Raw genomic sequence first — 19,978 nt, 5'->3', positions numbered from 1 at the left:
TTGGCGGTTAATACAGCCCAAAACTAACAGAATCCCGTGATTTTCCGTATGCCGCTGCTATGGCGTGGAATTTTGTTAAATTCGCCGCAGATGATATCCCTTCCGTTAAGCTTACCTACCTTTGCAGCGATGCGGCTTAAGCCCAAATGCATGCGTTTCATGAGAATCAGTTTTCCTGTTCTGGCTATGTTCCAATTGCTGGCTTTTAGCCTCTATGCCCAGCAAAACCTGAGCAGTGCGGAATTACAAAAATTCCCCGTAGCCGATAAAATTGTGGCCGTCATCGGTGACAACATCATTCTTCAGTCTGATATCCAGGCCCAGATTGATCAGCTGCAGCGGGAATCATCCCGGCCACTTCCGCCGGACGCCGGTTGTGCTATCCTGGAACAGATGATTGCCCAGAAAGCTCTGGTTATTCAAGCCCAGCGCGATAGTTTGCCGGTGAGCGATGATGATGTGGAAGGGCAGCTTGAAAATCAAATCCGGGGATTCATCAACATGTATGGTTCCCAGAAAAAACTGGAAGAAGTAGCCGGCATGAGCATCTACCAGATCCGGGAAAAATTCCGTGAACCTATCCGTGAGCGTATTCTGGCAGAGGAGGAAAGGAAAAAAATTGTGGACGCAGTCAAAATCACACCCACAGAAGTACAGGAGTACTTTAACCGGATTCCCAAAGACAGCCTGAAATTTTTCCCTTCCGAAGTGCAGGTAGGCCAGATTGTGATCTATCCCAAAGCCAGTCCAGAAGTAGAACAATACACCCTGCAACAGCTCCAAAACTTTAAAAAACAAATTGAGTCGGGGCAACAAGATTTCGTCACGCTCATGAATTTGTATTCTCAAGACCCTGGTAGCCGGCAGAACAATGGCATTTTTACCATTTCCCGGACTGACAAAAACATTGATCCTAATTTTCTGGCTGCGGCTTTTCGGTTACAGGACGGTGAAATTTCAGACCCGGTAAAATCAAAATTCGGATATCATCTCATTCAAATGGTGCATCGCCAGGGCGACAATGCCGAAGTGCGCGATTTGCTGATGATTCCACCGGTTACCTCTTCCGACATGCGGGCAGCCATGAAGAAATTGGATTCCGTGCGGGCCGAGATCATAGCCGGTAAAATTAGTTTCGGAGAGGCTGCCGTCAAATACAGTGATGATCCGTCGGCCAAACTCTATGCTGGTATGATTACTGCTCCGGATGGATCCACCTATCTAACAGTCGATCAGCTGGATCCGGGCATTGTGCTTACACTTGATTCTCTGAAACCTGGCGATATTTCCCAGCCAGCTGAATTTACGGACCCCTACGGGAAAAAGGCGGTCAGGATCATTTACCTGAAATCCAGAACCCAGCCTCATCAGGAAAACCTGCGGGATGACTATAACAAAATTCAGCAGGAGGCTTTGCAGGAAAAACAGTATGAGGCGTTGGACAAATGGTTCCGGGAAAAAATGCCCACTTTCTACATCTGGGTAGATCCGGATTACCAGCATTGCAAAAATGTGGAGCAATGGGCTGAAGCCAGTCAGCAAGCCAATCATTACCAGCCCGGCGAATAAACCCGGCATCACATGAGTGACGATATCAAACATGAATGCGGATTGGCCTATATCAGATTGCTGAAACCTTTCCGCTATTATCAGCAGAAATATGGCTCGGCATTTTATGGCCTGAATAAGCTCTACCTGCTCATGGAAAAACAGCACAATCGCGGGCAGGACGGCGCAGGCATTGCCACGGTGAAGCTGCATACACCCCCGGGCTATCCTATGTTGCATCGGATTCGCAGCAACGCTCCCCTGCCCATACCCGAGCTGTTTCAAACTATCTTCCGGGAAATCGAAGAAGTATCCCGCTATCAGCCGGATATCCAGGATAACCCTGAACTGCTGAAGGGACATGTGCGATTTATGGGAGAATTGCTCCTGGGTCATTTGCGTTATGGTACGCAAGGGAAAAACCATATTGAACTCTGTCATCCTTTTGTGCGTATCCATGCCCAGCCCGAGCTCAATCTGGCCATGGCAGGTAATTTCAACCTGATCAACACCGACGAGCTGTTTGAATTTGTTGGGGTGCAGCCCGACGAATTGTATCGCCGCTCGGACCTGGCTGCCATGATGGAAGTAGTGTATTATTTCCTCCGTCAGCAGGTTCATACAAAACAGGGAGAATCATCATTGTCCCTCGCCCATATTCTTTGCCAGGCCTTTTCTCTTTTTGACGGAGGCTATACTGCTGCCGGGCTCATTGGAACAGGCGACAGTTTTGTGATTCGTGATCCTTATGGCATTCGGCCAGCCTATTACTACGCTGATGACGAAATTGTGGTGGCCGCTTCAGAACGTGCCGCGATCCGCACCTGTTTTAACCTGGAAGAAGACATGGTCAGGGAGTTGATGCCTGGCAAGGCATTGCTGGTAAGCAGCAACGGCAATGTGGAAGAAAAGCAGATCCTGCCAGCCCGCCAGCGGAGAGCTTGCAGCTTCGAACGCATTTATTTTTCCAGGGGAAATGATGAAAAAATCTATCAGGAGCGGAAAAAATTAGGCTATACTCTCTCTGAGACTGTGCTGAAGGCCATTGACTATGATTTAAAGAATACCATTTTTTCCTTTATTCCCAATACCGCTGAAGTAGCCTTCTATGGCCTGATTCAGGGACTGGAAGATTATCTGAACCGAATCAAGGTACAACGTATCCTGTCCTGGGGCAATCAAATCGATCCGGAAAAACTGAGCGAGCTAATTTCTCGCCGAGTAAGAATTGAAAAAATTGCCATTAAAGACGTAAAACTTCGCACCTTCATCGCTGCCGATCAGGGTCGTACAGAAATGGTGCAGCATGTGTACGATATAACCTATGGCACCGTGCGAAAAGGTGTGGACACGCTGGTGGTGATTGACGATTCCATAGTGCGCGGTACCACCCTGAGGGAGAGTATCATCAAAATGCTTGACAGGCTGCAGCCGCGCCGGATCATTATCGTGTCATCGGCTCCTCAGATCCGTTATCCAGACTGCTATGGCATTGATATGAGCAAACTGGGTGATTTTGTGGCCTTTAGGGCAGCTGTGCAGCTGCTGAAAGAAAATCAAAAGACTTATATTCTGGAAGAAGCTTACAGCTTGTGCAAGCAGCTGCAGCGCAGCAACAGCCTGCATGCCCAGAACGTAGTGAAACAGGTGTACAAACCGTTTACTGTGGAGGAAATTTCTGCCCAGATTGCCCGCCTGATTACACCTCCCGGAACCCGTGCCGAAGTGAGCGTGATTTATCAGTCCATCGAAAACCTCCACCTTTCCTGCCCCAACAACCTGGGCGACTGGTATTTTACCGGCAATTATCCCACGCCGCTTGGCAACCGCGTGGTAAATCAGGCTTTCATGAATTTCATGGAAGGGAAAAACGAAAGAGGATATTAAAAAGCCATCCCAAACTCCCTTTACAGGTAAGTTAACTGCTTACTTCTGGTTAAATATTTTTCTTTAAAAAAGTCGTATTTTTTAAAAATTTCTAAATTTTTTTCTTACCTCATAGAAAATCGATAAAGTTTTTCCTACATGTTGTAATTTTAACAAACAATTTCCATCCGGAAATTTTCAGATTGAGTTGTAAAACGGGAAGTGCATGACAGAAGAACAGTCCAGAATGGATTTATACTCGCCGGAGTTTGAGCATGATGCTTGCGGGATAGGATTTGTAGCCCATATCAAGGGGGTGAAATCGCATCAGATCATAGCAGATGCGCTCACTGTCCTCGAAAATATGGAGCATCGGGGTGCCTGTGGTTGCGAAAACAACACTGGCGATGGTGCGGGTATTTTGATTCAGATGCCCGATGCCTTTTTGCGGGAAGTTGCGATGGATTTGCAAATTCAGTTGCCTCCGTTTGGTGCATATGGGGTGGGTATGACTTTTTTCCCGCGTGATCCCAAAATCAGTCAGGAGTGTAAAGGAATCATTCAGCGTTGTGCTGACCAGCTGGGCATCCCTATTCTGGGCTACCGGCCCGTGCCAACGGATAACAGCATGATTGGCGAAACGGCACGCAGTGCTGAACCGGTTATGGAACAGCTTTTTGTGGGAAGGCCTGCCGGAGTAGAAGATGCTGATGCATTTGAACGGAAGCTTTTTGTGCTGAGAAATTACATCTCGCATACCATCCGGAATACCCTGGGCGATGAGGCTAAACTGTTTTATTTTGCCTCCTTTTCCTACAAAACGCTGGTGTACAAAGGGCAGCTCACTTCTTCCCAGCTTAGAAGCTATTTCCCCGATTTAAGCGACCCTCGGGTGGTTTCGGCCTTTGGGCTGATACATTCCCGCTTTGCCACCAATACCTTTCCATCCTGGAAACTGGCTCAGCCTTTCCGGTACATTGCCCACAACGGTGAAATCAATACGTTAAAGGGAAATCTCAACTGGCTGCGGAGCAACGAAGCCAATATGCGGTCGAAGTATTTCACCCGGGAAGAAATGGAAATGCTTTTACCCATTGTGGAAGAGGGCCTTTCTGATTCCGGGTGTCTCGATAATATGATTGAATTGCTGACGTTGGCCGGTCGCTCACTCCCGCATGTGATGATGATGCTGATTCCCGAAGCCTGGGATGGTCATGAAGAAATGGATCCGCTCAAGAAAGCTTTTTATGAATACCACGCTTCCATCATGGAGCCATGGGACGGTCCGGCTTCCATTTCATTCACCGATGGCCAGATCATAGGGGCTACGCTCGACAGAAACGGGTTAAGGCCTTCGCGTTATGTAGTAACCAGCGACGACCGGGTGATTATGGCCTCTGAAGCTGGGGTATTGCCCGTGGATCCGGAACTTGTAGTAGAAAAGGGACGTTTGCAGCCGGGGAAAATGTTCATTGTGGATTTGCAGAAAGGTCGTATCATCAGTGATGAGGAGCTGAAACGGGATATTTGTTCACGCCAGCCTTACAGTGAGTGGCTGAATAAGTATAAAATTCGCCTGGAAGAACTGCCTGAACCCAGGGTCGTATTTACTGAACTGCAGCACGACGCTATTTTCAAATATCAGCAGGTATTTGGTTATACCAGCGAAGACCTGGAAAAGGTAATTGCCCCCATGGCTACCGAAGGCAAGGAGCCTGTGGGTTCGATGGGATCTGATATACCTCTGGCGGTGCTATCGGATCAACCTCAACACCTGAGCAGTTATTTCAAGCAATTGTTTGCGCAAGTTACCAACCCTCCCATTGATCCGATCCGGGAGCGGCTGGTGATGAGCCTGGCTACTTATGTGGGCAACAGCGGCAATCTGCTGGAAGAAGATCCCATGCATTGCCATACGGTGGCACTCAAGCATCCGGTGTTGACCGACATAGAGCTGGAGAAATTGCGCAGCATTGATACGGGCATGTTTCAGGCCAAGACCCTGCAAACCTATTTTCGTGCCGATGGCAAACCAGGTTCTCTGGAAAAAGGTTTGCAGCGGCTGTGTCGCTATGCGGTAGATGCGGTGGAAGACGGTTTTGAAGTGCTGGTGCTTTCGGATAGGGCGATTGACTCTGAGCATGCTGCTATTCCTTCTCTGCTTGCTGTTTCGGCTGTTCATCATCACCTGATCCGCAAAGGCTACCGCGGCCAGGTGGGCCTGGTAGTAGAAGCCGGCGATATCTGGGAAGTGCATCATTTTGCCTGTCTGCTGGGATTTGGTGCAACGGCCATCAATCCCTATCTGGCTTTTGCTACCATCCGCGATATGAAGGAGTCGGGCAAGCTGCAAACTGAACTTTCAACAGAAGAACTGATTCAGAATTATATCCATGCCGTAAATGAAGGCTTGCTGAAGGTATTTTCCAAAATGGGTATTTCCACCCTGCAATCCTATCAGGGAGCACAGATTTTTGAAATCCTGGGTATCAACCAGTCGGTGGTTGACAAGTATTTCACCGGAGCCATTTCCCGGATTCAGGGCATGGGGCTGGATGATATTGCCCGGGAAACACTGGCCAAACACTGGATGGGATTTTCCAGAAAAGAAATTCCCGTGCAGCGCCTCCTTACCGGAGGAGTTTATCAATGGAAACGAAAAGGCGAATTTCATCTGTTCAATCCGCAAACGGTTCACCTGCTGCAGCACGCCACCCGTACAGGCAGTTATGAGGTGTATAAAAAATATGCCCGGCTGATCAACGATCAGAGCGCAAAAGCCTGTACGTTGCGGAGCCTGTTTACGTTCAAAAAAACCCGACCTTCCATTCCGATTGAAGAAGTAGAGCCTGCAGAAAACATTTATCGCCGGTTTGCCACTGGTGCTATGAGCTTTGGATCGATATCCTACGAAGCCCACACCACTTTGGCCATTGCCATGAACCGGCTGGGAGGAAAAAGCAATACGGGTGAAGGGGGTGAAGATGATTCACGCTATGAGCCATTACCCAATGGCGACAGTGCCCGGTCGGCCATCAAACAGGTGGCTTCGGCCCGATTTGGAGTAACCAGTTATTATCTCACCAACGCCGACGAACTGCAAATCAAAATGGCACAGGGAGCTAAGCCCGGTGAAGGGGGCCAGCTGCCCGGCCACAAGGTGGATGAATGGATTGCTCGGGTGCGCCATTCCACACCGGGTGTGGGATTGATTTCACCTCCCCCGCATCACGATATTTATTCCATCGAAGATTTGGCTCAATTGATTTTTGATTTAAAAAATGCCAATCCCGAGGCCCGAATCAGTGTGAAGCTGGTTTCCAAGGCCGGCGTAGGTACCATTGCAGCTGGTGTAACCAAAGCCCATGCCGATGTGGTGCTGATCTCCGGCCACGATGGTGGAACCGGCGCATCGCCTATCAGCTCAATCCGGCACGCCGGACTGCCCTGGGAACTGGGTCTGGCCGAAACCCATCAAACCTTGGTCAGGAACAAACTGCGTAGCCGGGTCATCGTCCAGACTGACGGGCAGATCCGCACTGGCCGCGATGTGGCTATTGCCGCTCTGCTGGGCGCCGAAGAATGGGGCATTGCCACAGCGGCGCTTGTAGCTGAAGGTTGTATCCTGATGCGCAAATGCCACCTGAATACTTGCCCCGTAGGCGTGGCTACCCAGGATCCCGTGCTACGCGAAAGGTTTACCGGGAAACCGGAGTATGTGGAAAATCTCTTTAAATTCATTACCCAGGAACTCCGGGAAATCATGGCCGAATTGGGCTTCCGTACCGTAGATGAAATGATTGGCCATACCGAATGCCTGGCCGTGCGGGAAGATATCCATCACTGGAAATATAAAAAACTGGATCTTTCTCCCATCCTGCAAAAACCGGATGTTGACGAATCTACCCCTCTGTATTGTTGCGAAAAGCAAGATCATGGCTTGGCTGGCGTGCTCGACTGGAAATTGATAGAAGTGGCCAAGCCGGCTCTGGAGCAAGGTATCGCTGTGCGTGCAGAATTTCTCATCAAAAACACCGATCGCACAACTGGTACCATGCTCTCTCATGAAATTACCAAGAGGTATAAAAAAGAAGGTTTGCCGGAAGACACCATCTGGTTGAAATTCCGTGGGTCGGCCGGGCAGAGCTTTGGGGCTTTTGCTGCGCCGGGCCTCACCCTGGAATTGGAGGGAGAAGCCAACGATTATTTTGGCAAAGGGCTGAGTGGCGCCAAACTAATTCTTTATCCCGACCGGCAAAGCCGTTTTGTGCCTGAGGAAAATATCATTATTGGCAATGTGGCCTTCTATGGTGCTACTTCCGGCGAGGCTTATATCCGCGGCAAAGCTGGAGAACGCTTCTGTGTACGAAACTCCGGGCTGCACGCCGTGGTGGAAGGTGTGGGCGATCATGGCTGTGAATACATGACGGGTGGCCGGGTCGTGATTTTAGGTGAAACAGGACGAAATTTTGCTGCGGGTATGAGTGGTGGTATTGCTTATGTGTATGATGTAAACAACCTGCTGCCACAGCGCTATAACCCGGAGATGGTGGACCTGGATCCAATTGAGGAGGAAGATGAAACTTTGCTCCATCGCCTGATTAGTCGGCATTATGAATATACCCGGAGTAAGGTTGCTGAATTTTTGCTGAACGACTGGGAAAATCAGCTCAGGAATTTCGTAAAGGTATTTCCGAAAGATTACAAAAAAGTTTTGCAACAACAGAAACAAAAGGTTGCCAGTGGCTTGGCAGGTGTAAATCCATCATTGTCCAGACAGAAAGACTAATTGGGATGGTGGTTAATATGGTTTGAATCTCAACAGAGGAAAAATGGGAAAGATTACTGGATTTCTGGAATATACGCGGGAGTTGCCTCCGAAGGCTGATCCGAAAGAGCGGATTCAACACTTCAGGGAATTTGTAGCTCGTTTTACCGAAGAAAAACTCAATGAGCAGGCTGCGCGATGCATGAATTGTGGTATTCCTTTCTGCCACAGCTCGTATGGTTGTCCGCTGGGAAATGTGATTCCGGAATTCAATGATGCTGTATATCGGAAAAATTGGGTGGAAGCATATGAAATCCTCAGCAGTACGAATAATTTTCCGGAATTCACCGGCCGCATCTGTCCGGCTCCCTGTGAAAGTGCCTGCGTGCTGGGCATCAACCAACCTCCGGTAACCATTGAAGAGATTGAAAAACATATCATTGAGATTGCTTACGAAAAAGGCCTGGTAAAGCCCCGCATTCCCCGGGTGCGAACCGGCAAAAAAGTGGCTGTTGTGGGGTCTGGCCCGGCTGGGTTGGCAGCAGCTGCGCAGTTGAATTATGCCGGACATCTGGTTACCGTTTTCGAACGCGACGATGCACCAGGAGGACTATTGCGATATGGCATTCCGGATTTTAAGCTGGAAAAATGGGTGGTGGATCGCCGTATTCGCCTGATGCAGGAAGAGGGGGTCGTGTTTGTGTGCAATGCGCATGTAGGCGTAAATGTGCCCCTCAGTGAATTGCTTGAGGAATATGATGCAATTGTACTGGCGGGAGGTTCAACGGTACCCCGGGATCTGCCTGTACCAGGGCGAGAGCTGAAGGGTATTCACTTTGCCATGGAATTTTTGAAACAACAAAATAAAAGGGTAAGCCGCAAACCCATCCAGGGGGAAGAAATCCTGGCTACAGGCAAAAACGTGATTATCATTGGTGGTGGAGACACGGGATCGGATTGCCTGGGCACTTCCCTGCGGCAGAAAGCGGCTTCCGTTACCCAATTTGAGTTGCTTCCGCAGCCACCGGCAGCCCGCACGCCCTTCATGCCCTGGCCTACTTATCCCATGATATTAAAGACCTCAACTTCACACGAAGAAGGTGGCAAGCGCCAATGGGCTATAGCTACCAAAGCATTTCTGGGCGATGAAAACGGACGGCTGCGAGCTGTGCAGGTTGTGGATCTGAAATGGACCCTGAATGAAGAACAACGCCCGGTGGGTTTTGAGGAAATACCCGATTCGCAACGGGAAATTCCGGCCGAACTGGTGCTGCTGGCAATGGGTTTTGTGCATCCCGAACATACGATATTAGATCAGCTGGGTATTGCTAAAGATGAGCGTGGCAATGTAAAAGCATCTGAAAAAGATTACAGGACTTCTGTGGAAAAAATATTTGCAGCTGGGGATATGCGGCGGGGGCAATCGCTGGTGGTCTGGGCTATTTCTGAAGGTCGTGAGTGTGCCCGCCAGGTAGACGAGTATTTAATGGGATATTCCTTGCTGGAAAGAAAAGATCATTCCTTGCTGGAGCTTTGTGCATAACGAGCTTTGGCCCATAAAGAGGCTTTTTTCATAAGCAGGCTTAGATTTTGTAGTGACTATGACCCGGGTTAGGTGTTTACCTGACCCGCTTTTTATTTTTGTTTGTAGATCGGGATGTGGCTGCAGGCTTCTCCATACATGAGGCTTTTTACATGGGGCAGCAACTTTCGAGTAATAGCCAGATATAAGGGAGGAGGAATCTGTTCATCACCGCAGCCTTTAACCAATACCCGCTGACCTTGAAAATTTTCAACCGGCAATGCCTGAATCCGATCCAGCGCTACTTGCAGCCGAACGGTTGCAAAATCACCATGGTAAATTTCGCGGGCTATTGTTTGCAGATATTTCACCGGAAGCATATAAGCCCAAAGCGGAATGATGGCATCGGCGCTGCAGGTAATCCCAGCATAACGATTCTGAAATGCACTCCAATCTTGCTGCTCAAGAGCCTGCCGGTAGTCCTTTTCACGCAATATCAATCCCTGAAACAGATAATCTTTGATGTCCAGGATCGCAATTTCATCAGGAGAGGGAATATAATCGGCCAGGTCAATGGTAACCAGTCCACTCTGTGCTATTCGGTTGACAATCTCTTCCATACACCATGCTTTTTAAAATTTCGAGCCAACACTGGTGAAATACGAATCTACCAAAATTTTCTGCAGCAGGTAGAAGAAATTAATGCTACCTGCTGCAGAAAATGACGCGAGCATGAATGAAAGGCTATCTTGGCCACTGGTTGTTGCTTCGGTTCACATCCGGAAACTGGTCATCGGGATCCAGCACTACCGAGCGCACCTGGGAGGTAGTCGGATAAAAGAATGTCCATTTCCCGCCACGCTGCCAGATTTCCACCGGCAATTGCAGGAAATGCGACTGGCCATTGCTTTCCTGAATCTGGATAAGCACGGGAAGGGCCATCTGTTGCAGGTTGCTGATGGTAATGTAACAACCTTGTGCCGGATTATTGTTGACATACACGACCGTATCTACCGCCTGATCAAGCGTCCAGGTGGTATAAAACCATTCTTTCCAGAACCAACCCAGGTCTTCTCCGCCTGCATTTTCCATGGTGCGGAAAAAGTCTTCTGGTTGCGGATGTTTAAAGGCCCAGCGCTGGATATAAGTTCGGAAAGCGTAATCAAATCGGTCAGGTCCTAATACCCAGTTGCGCAGGATGTCCAATGCCAGGGCTGTTTTGGAATAATACAATCCATATTCATTCAGGCTCATGGCTTCAGGAGGGGTCATCAAAGGGTCTTGTTCCCGTTGCATTTCACGGGCCATGTACAAGGCAAGCCGCTCATTAGCGTTGTAGTATTCGCCATGGTTAAACATGCGCGTGGAGTATTCATTGATGAACGTATTAAAACCTTCATCCTGCCACATATAGCGACGTTCATTCGACCCTACAATCATGGGGAACCAGTTATGGCCAATTTCATGGGTGATATCATCCCATAACTGACCATTGTGTAAATCATGTCTGCAAAAGATAATGCCCGGATATTCCATGCCCAGGGCCACGCCTGCCACACTCACAGCCGAATTCCAGGGATATTCAAAATAAGCCTTTGAATAAATTTCAATGCTGTGTTTCAAATATTCAGTAGAACGGCCATAGGCATCGCGGCCTGCACTTTCCACCGGATAAGCCGACATGGCTATAGCCTTTCTGCCACTGGGCAGGTTCACCCGGGCTGCATCCCAGATGAAAGCTCTGGAGGCTGCCCAGGATACATCGCGGGTATTGAGCATGCGGAAATGCCAGGTGAGCGTACCAGTGTGCACAGGACGGGTATCGGGTTTCCCTACTTCATCTTCGCGGATGATCATAATGGTGCTATCACTCTGCCGGGCTTTTTGCAGCCTGTCTATTTCGGTGCGGGTTAATACCTGTTCCGGATTCATCAGATCACCCGACCCCACCACAATCATATCGGCTGGAGCGGTGATGTAATAATCAAAATTTCCGTATTCACAGTAAAATTCTCCCAATCCCATGTATGGCAATGTATTCCAGCCCATCACATCATCATACACTTCCATCCGCGGGTACCATTGAGCAATTTCATACACCACGCCGTTTCGGGTGTACAGGCGTCCCATGCGATCGGCTCCATATTCGGGAATAGCAAAATCGTAGTTTACTTGAATGGTAATGCTATCGCCTTTGGGCCTGATGGGCTGATCTAAGCGGATTTGCATGCGTGTGTCGGAAATAATGGGCTGAACCGTTTGCTTTTTACCGTGATAAGTAATGCTAACCTGATGGATATGATATCCACCGCGTTTGAATCCTTTTACATCGAAACGATCGCCTCCGACGGGCGTGGTAGCGGCTCCCCGGGAATCAGGCGAGAAAAGATTCTGATCCAGCTGAAGCCATAGAAATCCGAGGGAATCCGGGCTATTATTGCGATAACGAATGGTTACTTCGCCCCTGATGGTGGTATCTTTTTCACTCAATGTGGCATGAATTTCATAATCAGCCCGGTTTTGCCAGTATTGCGGACCGGGAGAACCATCGGCACTGCGGTACACATTGCCATTATGGGTGTAAAAGAACGGATTAAACAATGCAAGGGGATCGTACGATTGCTGGGCAAAGCTTACCTGGCAGATCAGGATGCCCAACATCCAGAAAGAAAAGTGGCTTAGATGTTTCATAACGAACATGTTAAAAAATCAGGCGCCTAAGCTATTAAGGAATCTTTAATCATGCAAATGAAAATGAAGAGCGGATAAAGCTCATGATTTCCTTTCGGTTAAACCGCAAGTGGGTGGATCTATTTGTTGTTTTCATATCTGGTTTAATCACAAACTGATGATTAGCTGAATAAATACAGCACATCTTCGCGGGTAAGTTTTTTGACAAAGGCTGCATCATCAGCAATGATATCTTTCACCAGTGATTTTTTCTTTTCCTGCAGCACCATGATTTTATCTTCCACGGTGTCTTTGCAGATCAGCCGATAGGCAAAGATTTTTTTATCCTGGCCAATACGATGTGTTCGGTCAATAGCTTGTTGTTCTACAGCCGGATTCCACCATGGATCCACGATATACACATAATCAGCTGCAGTAAGATTCAATCCTACACCGCCTGCTTTCAAAGAAATCAGAAACACGCGGCAATTATCATCTTCCTGAAATTGACGAATGGCTTGTTCTCGTTCGTGTGTAGGTGTGCTTCCATCGAAATAGGCAAAAGGTATATCCAGGCGGATCAGTTGCTGGCGAATCAAATCAAGCATACCCAGAAACTGCGAAAACACCAGCGCTTTGTGATCGCCTACATTTTCTGAGAGTTCACGCATAAGCTCTTCCAGTTTTACCGATACATTCGGATGGGAAGCTTGTTTTAAAATGGCCGGCGAATCGCAAATCTGCCTCAAGAGGGTAAGCCCCTGTAAAATGGTAAATTGAGAACGTTCAATTCCCATCTCATCCACACTGTCCAGGATACGCGATCTGTAGAGCATGCGGTAATGATCGTAGATACTTCTTTGTTCGGATGACATTTCACAATGAAGCACGATCTCTGTTTTTTCCGGCAAATCAGGCGCTACCTGTTCTTTTGTTCTTCGCAGGATAAAAGGATAGATCAGTTTGCGCAAATGTTGTTTGCGTTCGTCATCCTGAAATTTATCAATGGGTATGGCAAATTCGTTTTTGAAAAAATCAATGCTACCCAGCATGCCAGGATTCAGAAAATGCATTTGTGCATATATATCGAATGTATTGTTTTGCATAGGCGTGCCGCTGAGCGCCAGGCGATTTCTGGTTTTCAGCAGCATGGCAGCCTTTGCTACTTTGCTGTGTGGATTTTTGATGGCCTGTGATTCGTCCAGAATCACATAATCAAATTGCAGTTCAAGCAACATTTTGATGTCCATGCGCAAGGTGCCATACGTGCTGATGACCAGATCATAGGCCTGCAAGTCAGATGCATGGCGTGTGCGCAAGGGACCATGATGAATGTGATAGCTTAATTCAGGTGTAAACTTGCGGATTTCATTTTCCCAGTTGTAAATTAAGGTGGTTGGACAAATGACCAGCGTAAAGCATTTGCCTCTTTTGTGTTTCAGATGCAAAATAAAAGTCAATGCCTGCACGGTTTTCCCCAAACCCATATCATCGGCCAAAATACCTCCCCATCCTATACGATCCAGATAATTCAGCCATTGAAAGCCTGCCTGTTGATAAGGCCGTAAAACAGATTGCAGCCTTTCGGGTATGGGTTCCAGCTCATCTTCATCATATTTCAGCAATCTTTTCTTCTTTTCTTCAAGTTCCCACAGCAGTTTATCATCGTCAATGTACTCGTACAATTCATCAATGACTGCAAAATTGTAGGATGATAACTTTAATCCCTGCCGGTGTTCTTCACTCATTTTAAACAGCAGAGCATATTTTTTCATCCATTCGTCGGGCAGCACACCCAGTGTACCATCGGCAAGTGGAATAATGTTTTGATCTTTCAGCAAAGCTTTTTTGATATCGCGTACATCCACTTTTTGATTGCCAAAACTCACTTCCACCTGTGCATCAAACCAGTCAATATTCGATGAAATACGGAGTTGTGTAACCGGTGCATGAGGATTGAACCGGAAGTGCTTTAATTGTTCCATACCCAGTACGGGTACATGATGTTGTTTCAGTTGTTGCAGGAAATACAAAATCCAGCCCTTTCTGGTAAGTTCATTCGATTTCAGATAAAAATAATAATGCTGTGAATGACGGCTGAATTGAGGATGCAGGCTTTGCAGAAAACTGATAAACTGTGCTTCTGCTTCTTTGTTGCGTTTGATTTGAATTAGTTTTCCATCTTGCTGGGATAAGTAAACATTTTGTTCATTCCATTCTATGCGCACACCTGCATAATCAAACAAAGGTTGTATGATGAAAAGTTCATCGAGTTCTTTCAGCTGCACGAGAGGGGAAGGTGAAATATTTTCTTTTGATTCACAAATTGTTTCATCAAAATGAATCTGAAGTTGTTCGAAATGCGGAATGATTTCTTTTTGCAGATAGGTTGGCCATTCATCATAGCCAATCTGTATTGTTTTTTGTTCCATCAGTTGAGCTGCAAACAGAATGGTTTCATAATTAGGCCATAGGTACAGATGGTTTTGATACAAAAAACCCATTGGTGAGGGCCATTGATTATCATGTACAGGAATGCGTTGCTCGTGCAGGTACACAAATCCTTCAATGCGGATATAATCGGCATGGTGGGTGATGTGCAGATGCAAAGGCAAAGGATTTGTATGCACCCGCAGGGGAATGAGATGGGAGGTTTGAAAAGAATGTCCTGGAGGCAGCCAGAAGTGACGATTGCTGAATTCTTCAGCTGCGACCAGTTTCTGAAGTTTGGGATGTAAATATTCTGCAATCAGTTTACGATTTTCTGCTGAATCTGCTAATGTTTCATCCAGTTCATGGCTGTCTGTAAGGATATCCCATATTCCCCGGAAAGGCGTGTTTTTATGCAGGTATTTCAGGATTTCGGAACGTTGTGTTTTTTTTAAAACAGGCAACCATTTTCTGTCTTCTTCTGTCAGGGTGTATTCATCTGCAAAACGATCCAGGCGCATGTGTTCAAGCGTTCCGATTAGGTCGCCTTCTTCCGTGCATTCACCTGTAACCACTTCTAATCTGCAATAGGGGAAAGCCTGTTCGTGGGTATTCCAGACCAGCCCGATATGTTTTTGCGTACGCTGTGGTGCTGAAGTAGCAGTTGAAACAGGAGCAGAAGTTTGTATTCTTTTTACCTGAGGGTCCAGTACCCGCAAATAAGGTTTGCCATTTACGTAATGAAATTCAAATTTATCCTGCCAGTCATCCTGCAGCGAATATCCGTAAGCAGCCAGCAGTTTGCTTTTTTCCTTATCCCAATTGCGCAGGGTATCAAAATAATGAGGTCCGTGATGATCGAGCAGGTGCAGAAATACGGCTAATTTATGCACACAGATGGGGTAGCGGTGTTCATCGCAGTTGCACGATGTATCAAAATATTTCTCTTCATTGCGTTTGATGCCGACCTGAAAAGATTGAAAGTTATGAATCACTTCAGCGCGCACGGTTTCATCGGCTGCGTGCAGCAGCAGGGGCGGGTGTTGGCGTATGAGTTGCTCGGCTTCATCAAAGATTTCCTGAGAGGTAAGAAGCTTCAGGATTTTCAGGTCAATGGATTTTATTTTCACCACCGTGTGATGCTGTTGATAGTTGGGCTGGTGATAATGAAAATGTTGTTTGTCAATCAGGTCTTGCAGTTGAAAAAGCGCTGCGGCTTCATGGCGGCAGATTTCCCCGAGGTTGTAGGGGCACTGGCAGCGCACCTGCAAAGCACCCGGCTCTGCAAATTTGTTTACAACCACTTTGTAATAAACCTCATGTGAATCGTTCCTTACCCGAAAAGATGCTGTATGCAAAACGGGATCTGCATCCAGCAGGGTTACCCCTCCGGTTGCGTAAATCCGTTTCCCCCGGCGGATCACTTCATCCGTTCCGTTGTTGTAGATAAATTTCAGGATCTCAGGCAATGGCATAAGCCATGCAATTTTGCGAAAAGGGCAAACCGCAAATTTACCAAATTATTGCCTGAAAAGAAAGAAGCATATTAGGCCAGCTCTATCGCTCCGTCGCGATATACGGGCAAAACAGCCGCACCATCGATAGTCAAACAATATGCAATATCTTTTTCGAAGCCATGCCGGATAAGGCGTTTGTAATGGGAGGCTTGCTGCATGTGATGCATCAGATGTTTGTGTGTGCCCTCATAAAGCTTTTCAGCGATCAGAGCCGCATCACACTGAATATCGAAATGTGTTTTGATACGATGGATGATAGCTCCCGCCAGCAGGGTATCTTCCAGGTTGATGCGGTCTTTCCATCCGGCACAGGCCAGCATGACCGGTCGCTTGCGGGAAATCAGATATTCACACACCAACGTGAGATTTAAGAATGAACCGATGATAATTTCCTCCGCATCCTTGGCCATGTGTAGCAGGCGTGTGCCATTGGTGGTGGTGAGCACCAGGATTTTATCGCGGATGAAAGAAGCAGGATATTCCAGCGGGGAATTGCCATGCTCCAGCCCGGGTGCAATATGTCCATCCCGTTCGCCTGCTGTTACCGCACCCAGCTGACGGCCAATTTCCATGCATTTTTCCACTGAATCTACCGGGATCACTTTTTGTGCTCCGTGATACAACGCCGTGCAAATAGTAGATGTGGCACGCAATACATCTATGACTACAACTATTTTCTGGGAAAGATCATATAAATGCAATAACGCCGGGGATAAACACACTTCCAGTGTAGGATGTTCGGTTGGTTCTGCCATCTCCATTCATTTTGCGCAAGTCGCAAAGGTAAAGAATGCGCCATTATTCTTGTTCTACTTGTGCTTCGATCATCTCCTGTTGGGGTTGAGCATACCATTTGCTTTCCAGTACTCTTGCCACTTGTACCAGTAGTATTAATACCGGAACTTCAATCAGTGGACCGATCACACCCGCAAAGGCTTCTCCGGAATGAAGTCCGAAAACGGCCACAGATACAGCAATGGCGAGTTCAAAATTATTTCCGGTTGCGGTAAATGATATGGCCGTATTTTTTGCATAATCAGCACCCAACCATTGGCCAATCGCAAAACTCAGGAAAAACATGATCACAAAATAAAAGACCAGTGGAACGGCTACACGCACCACATCGAGCGGAATACTCAGGATCATATCTCCTTTCAGGCTAAACATAATCACAATGGTAAATAACAAAGCCACCAATGAAATAGGTGAAATCACAGGTAAAAAATGATGTGCGTACCATTCTCGGCCCTTCCATCGTGTAAGCAGCCACTGGGTAAGCCCTCCGGCAGCAAATGGAATGCCCAGATAAATCAGTACACTGTGCGCGATTTCTTTCATTGATACCTGGACTATGGCATGCTGAAGACCCAGCCATTGCGGAAGATAGGTAATAAAAATCCAGGCATAAAAGCCATAAAAGAACACCTGAAACAAACTATTCAATGCCACCAGTCCGGCTGCATATTCCCGATGCCCACCGGCCAGATCATTCCAAACAATTACCATAGCTATGCAACGAGCCAGTCCAATTAAAATGATACCGATCATGTAATCAGGATGATTCCGTAAAAACAAGATTGCCAGACCAAACATCAACAAAGGTCCTATCACCCAATTGAACAGCAGCGAAATGGACAATATGCGTAAATCCCGGAAGATATAGGGTAATTCCCGATAACGCACCTTGGCCAGTGGAGGATACATCATCAAAATTAAGCCTATGGCTAAGGGCAGATTGGTGGTGCCGGAAGAATAGGATTCGAGGGTATGAGCCATACCCGGAAATAAACGCCCCATCAAAACACCTGTTGCCATGGCTGCAAAAATCCACAGGGTTAGATAGCGGTTCAGGAAATTCAGCCGTCGTGCTTGTCCGGGTTGGAAATAAGTGGTTTTTTGCATAAGGATTAGGATTTTTCTGCTGATGAAAGCCCATACTGTTTCACAAAATCCAGGCAAAACGATTTGATCTGATCGCGCACCTTGCGGAACTGCTGCATCACAGCTTCTTCATTGCCTTGCGCCCGTGCGGGATCAGGAAAACTGTGATGGATAATTTTAACCCGTGCAGGGAAATAGGGACAATGTTCACGTGCATGATCGCATACGGTGATCACATAATCAAACACCTTATCCCGATATTCATCCACATGATTGGATGTATGATGGGAAATATCGATGCCGTCTTCCTGCATCACCTGTACTGCCTTTGGATTTAATCCATGCACTTCTATGCCCGCGCTGTATACTTCGGCTCTTTGACCAGCAAAATGCTGCAGATAACCCTGTGCCATCTGGCTTCTGCAGCTGTTGCCCGTGCATAAGACCAGAATTTTTACTTTTTCATTCATGGCTTCCATTTTGAAAAAATTCATGCACAGCCCCCACAACCGCAAGTCTGTTTCACAGGTTTTTCGGCATACACGGTGATGCTCCAAATGCCTGCCCCGGACTCCTGATAAGCCTGAAGTCCACTTTCCCCTGCTTCGCGAAGCAAGATATCGTCGGGAATATGAATAGGTTTTTGCTGCTGGATGGTGATCTGCTCAAATCCCTGTTCCCGCATCAATTGCAGATAAGCTTCTTTTTGCATAGCCCCCGATACGCATCCGGCATACATTTCGGCTGATCGGCGAATGGCTTCCCGCAAAGTTCCTTCGAGAACAACGTCTGATATTGAAAAATGCCCGCCAGGCTTCAACACCCGATAGATTTCGCGAAATACCTGTTGCTTGTTGGGTACGAGGTTAAGCACGCAGTTGCTGATCACCACATCGGCCGTTGCATCTTCCAGGGGCATTTGTTCGATGTCGCCCAGGATGAATTGCACATTCTGAAAGCCCAGTTTTTGCGCATTGGCCCGGGCTTTTTCAATCATTTCGGGTGTGAAGTCAAGGCCGATTACTTTTCCTGTTTCACCGGTTTGGTGACGCGCCACAAAACAATCATTGCCGGCTCCACTACCCAGATCAACAACCACATCACCGGGTTGAATCCGGGCAAAGCGGGTAGGCAATCCGCATCCCAAGCCCAGATCGGCTTCGGGCTGATAGCCATCCAGGGTGCTGTAATCGTCGCTCATGATACGCGTAACTTCATTTGAACAACCACAGGATCCGCAACAGGATGCTTCGTTTTCCTGTTTGTCCTGCCGCGCAATCTGGCTGTATTTTTCACGCACGATTGATTTAAGATCTTTTTCTTTTGCTTCCATAGATATTCTGTTTTTTATTTTTTACATTGAAATATTGCGATATAACGATTAGATAGAAGAAAATTTTTTTAGCACTCACAGCTGGTTTCGTCTAATTCCTGGAACAGTTGCATGAAGCTTTCGCGGTATTTTTTCCAGGTTTTCGGATTGAGGCAATAGCATACGCTGGGCCCTTCGATGGTTCCCTGGATGAGGCCTGCCAGCCGAAGCTCTTTCAGGTGTTGCGAAATAGTAGCCTGAGCCAATCCTAATTCATCGACCAGGTCGCCGCAGATACAGGCATTCTTTTTTAACAGGTACTGCAATATGGCAATACGGGCTGGATGTGCCAGCACACGGGCCATGGCAGCCAGCTCGTTTTGTTTTCGCGTAAATAAATCGGATTTGATTGCCCCCATCGTTTTATTGCTTTATCGCAATATTACGATGAATCATTTTCCAGG

13 protein-coding genes are annotated in these 19,978 nt (G+C 47.3%); 4 read left to right on the top strand and 9 right to left on the bottom strand.

From position 1 onward, the window contains the following. Positions 1-23: 23 nt before the first annotated feature. Positions 24-161, bottom strand: coding sequence for a hypothetical protein (locus BM367_RS12160; RefSeq protein WP_177224114.1), 138 nt, complete (start codon positions 159-161; stop codon positions 24-26). Here BM367_RS12160 and BM367_RS05385 point away from each other — a divergent pair. The 4 genes from BM367_RS05385 (at position 160) to BM367_RS05370 (ending at position 9,725) form a co-directional block, all read left to right on the top strand. Then, positions 160-1,569 carry a peptidylprolyl isomerase gene (locus BM367_RS05385; protein ID WP_245759906.1) on the top strand — a complete coding sequence of 470 codons (1,410 nt, stop codon included), beginning with the start codon at positions 160-162 and terminating at the stop codon, positions 1,567-1,569. The genes BM367_RS12160 and BM367_RS05385 overlap by 2 nt on opposite strands. 12 nt (positions 1,570-1,581) lie before the next feature. Then, the gene (locus BM367_RS05380) at positions 1,582-3,435 is read left to right on the top strand and encodes an amidophosphoribosyltransferase (protein WP_092458705.1); all 1,854 of its coding nucleotides are present in this window, start codon (positions 1,582-1,584) and stop codon (positions 3,433-3,435) included. Between the two features lie 205 nt (positions 3,436-3,640). Further along, positions 3,641-8,203 carry a glutamate synthase large subunit gene (gene gltB, locus BM367_RS05375; RefSeq protein WP_092458703.1) on the top strand — a complete coding sequence of 1,521 codons (4,563 nt, stop codon included), beginning with the start codon at positions 3,641-3,643 and terminating at the stop codon, positions 8,201-8,203. Positions 8,204-8,246: 43 nt separating this feature from the next. Next, positions 8,247-9,725 carry a glutamate synthase subunit beta gene (locus tag BM367_RS05370; RefSeq protein WP_092458701.1) on the top strand — a complete coding sequence of 493 codons (1,479 nt, stop codon included), beginning with the start codon at positions 8,247-8,249 and terminating at the stop codon, positions 9,723-9,725. Positions 9,726-9,817: 92 nt separating this feature from the next. Here the strand turns inward: BM367_RS05370 and BM367_RS05365 are convergent, their stop codons facing one another. From BM367_RS05365 to BM367_RS05330, 8 genes are all read right to left on the bottom strand, one after another. Beyond that, a complete protein-coding gene (locus BM367_RS05365; RefSeq protein WP_092458699.1) occupies positions 9,818-10,324 on the bottom strand; it encodes a DUF2480 family protein in 507 nt (168 codons plus the stop codon). Between the two features lie 124 nt (positions 10,325-10,448). Beyond that, on the bottom strand, positions 10,449-12,395 hold the full coding sequence (locus tag BM367_RS05360; protein WP_245759905.1) for a M1 family metallopeptidase: 1,947 nt from the start codon (positions 12,393-12,395) through the stop codon (positions 10,449-10,451). Positions 12,396-12,556: 161 nt separating this feature from the next. After that, on the bottom strand, positions 12,557-16,279 hold the full coding sequence (locus BM367_RS05355; protein WP_092458695.1) for a DEAD/DEAH box helicase: 3,723 nt from the start codon (positions 16,277-16,279) through the stop codon (positions 12,557-12,559). Between the two features lie 71 nt (positions 16,280-16,350). Beyond that, complete coding sequence (locus BM367_RS05350; protein WP_092458693.1) at positions 16,351-17,076, bottom strand: 2-phosphosulfolactate phosphatase; 726 nt, start codon at positions 17,074-17,076, stop codon at positions 16,351-16,353. A 43-nt stretch (positions 17,077-17,119) separates the two neighbouring features. Next, positions 17,120-18,223, bottom strand: a complete 1,104-nt coding sequence (arsB, locus tag BM367_RS05345) for an ACR3 family arsenite efflux transporter (RefSeq protein ID WP_092458691.1) — start codon at positions 18,221-18,223, stop codon at positions 17,120-17,122. A gap of 5 nt (positions 18,224-18,228) precedes the next feature. After that, positions 18,229-18,672, bottom strand: a complete 444-nt coding sequence (locus BM367_RS05340; protein WP_092460923.1) for an arsenate reductase ArsC — start codon at positions 18,670-18,672, stop codon at positions 18,229-18,231. Between the two features lie 20 nt (positions 18,673-18,692). Then, complete coding sequence (locus tag BM367_RS05335) at positions 18,693-19,535, bottom strand: arsenite methyltransferase (RefSeq protein WP_092458689.1); 843 nt, start codon at positions 19,533-19,535, stop codon at positions 18,693-18,695. A gap of 68 nt (positions 19,536-19,603) precedes the next feature. Continuing rightward, on the bottom strand, positions 19,604-19,933 hold the full coding sequence (locus BM367_RS05330; protein ID WP_092458687.1) for an ArsR/SmtB family transcription factor: 330 nt from the start codon (positions 19,931-19,933) through the stop codon (positions 19,604-19,606). Positions 19,934-19,978: the final 45 nt, after the last annotated feature.

The sequence above is a fragment of the Thermoflavifilum thermophilum genome (assembly GCF_900116565.1).
Classification (GTDB): Bacteria; Bacteroidota; Bacteroidia; order Chitinophagales; family Chitinophagaceae; genus Thermoflavifilum; species Thermoflavifilum thermophilum.
Note: the sequence above shows the minus strand (reverse complement) of the source record. Positions and strands in the feature narration are given on the sequence as shown.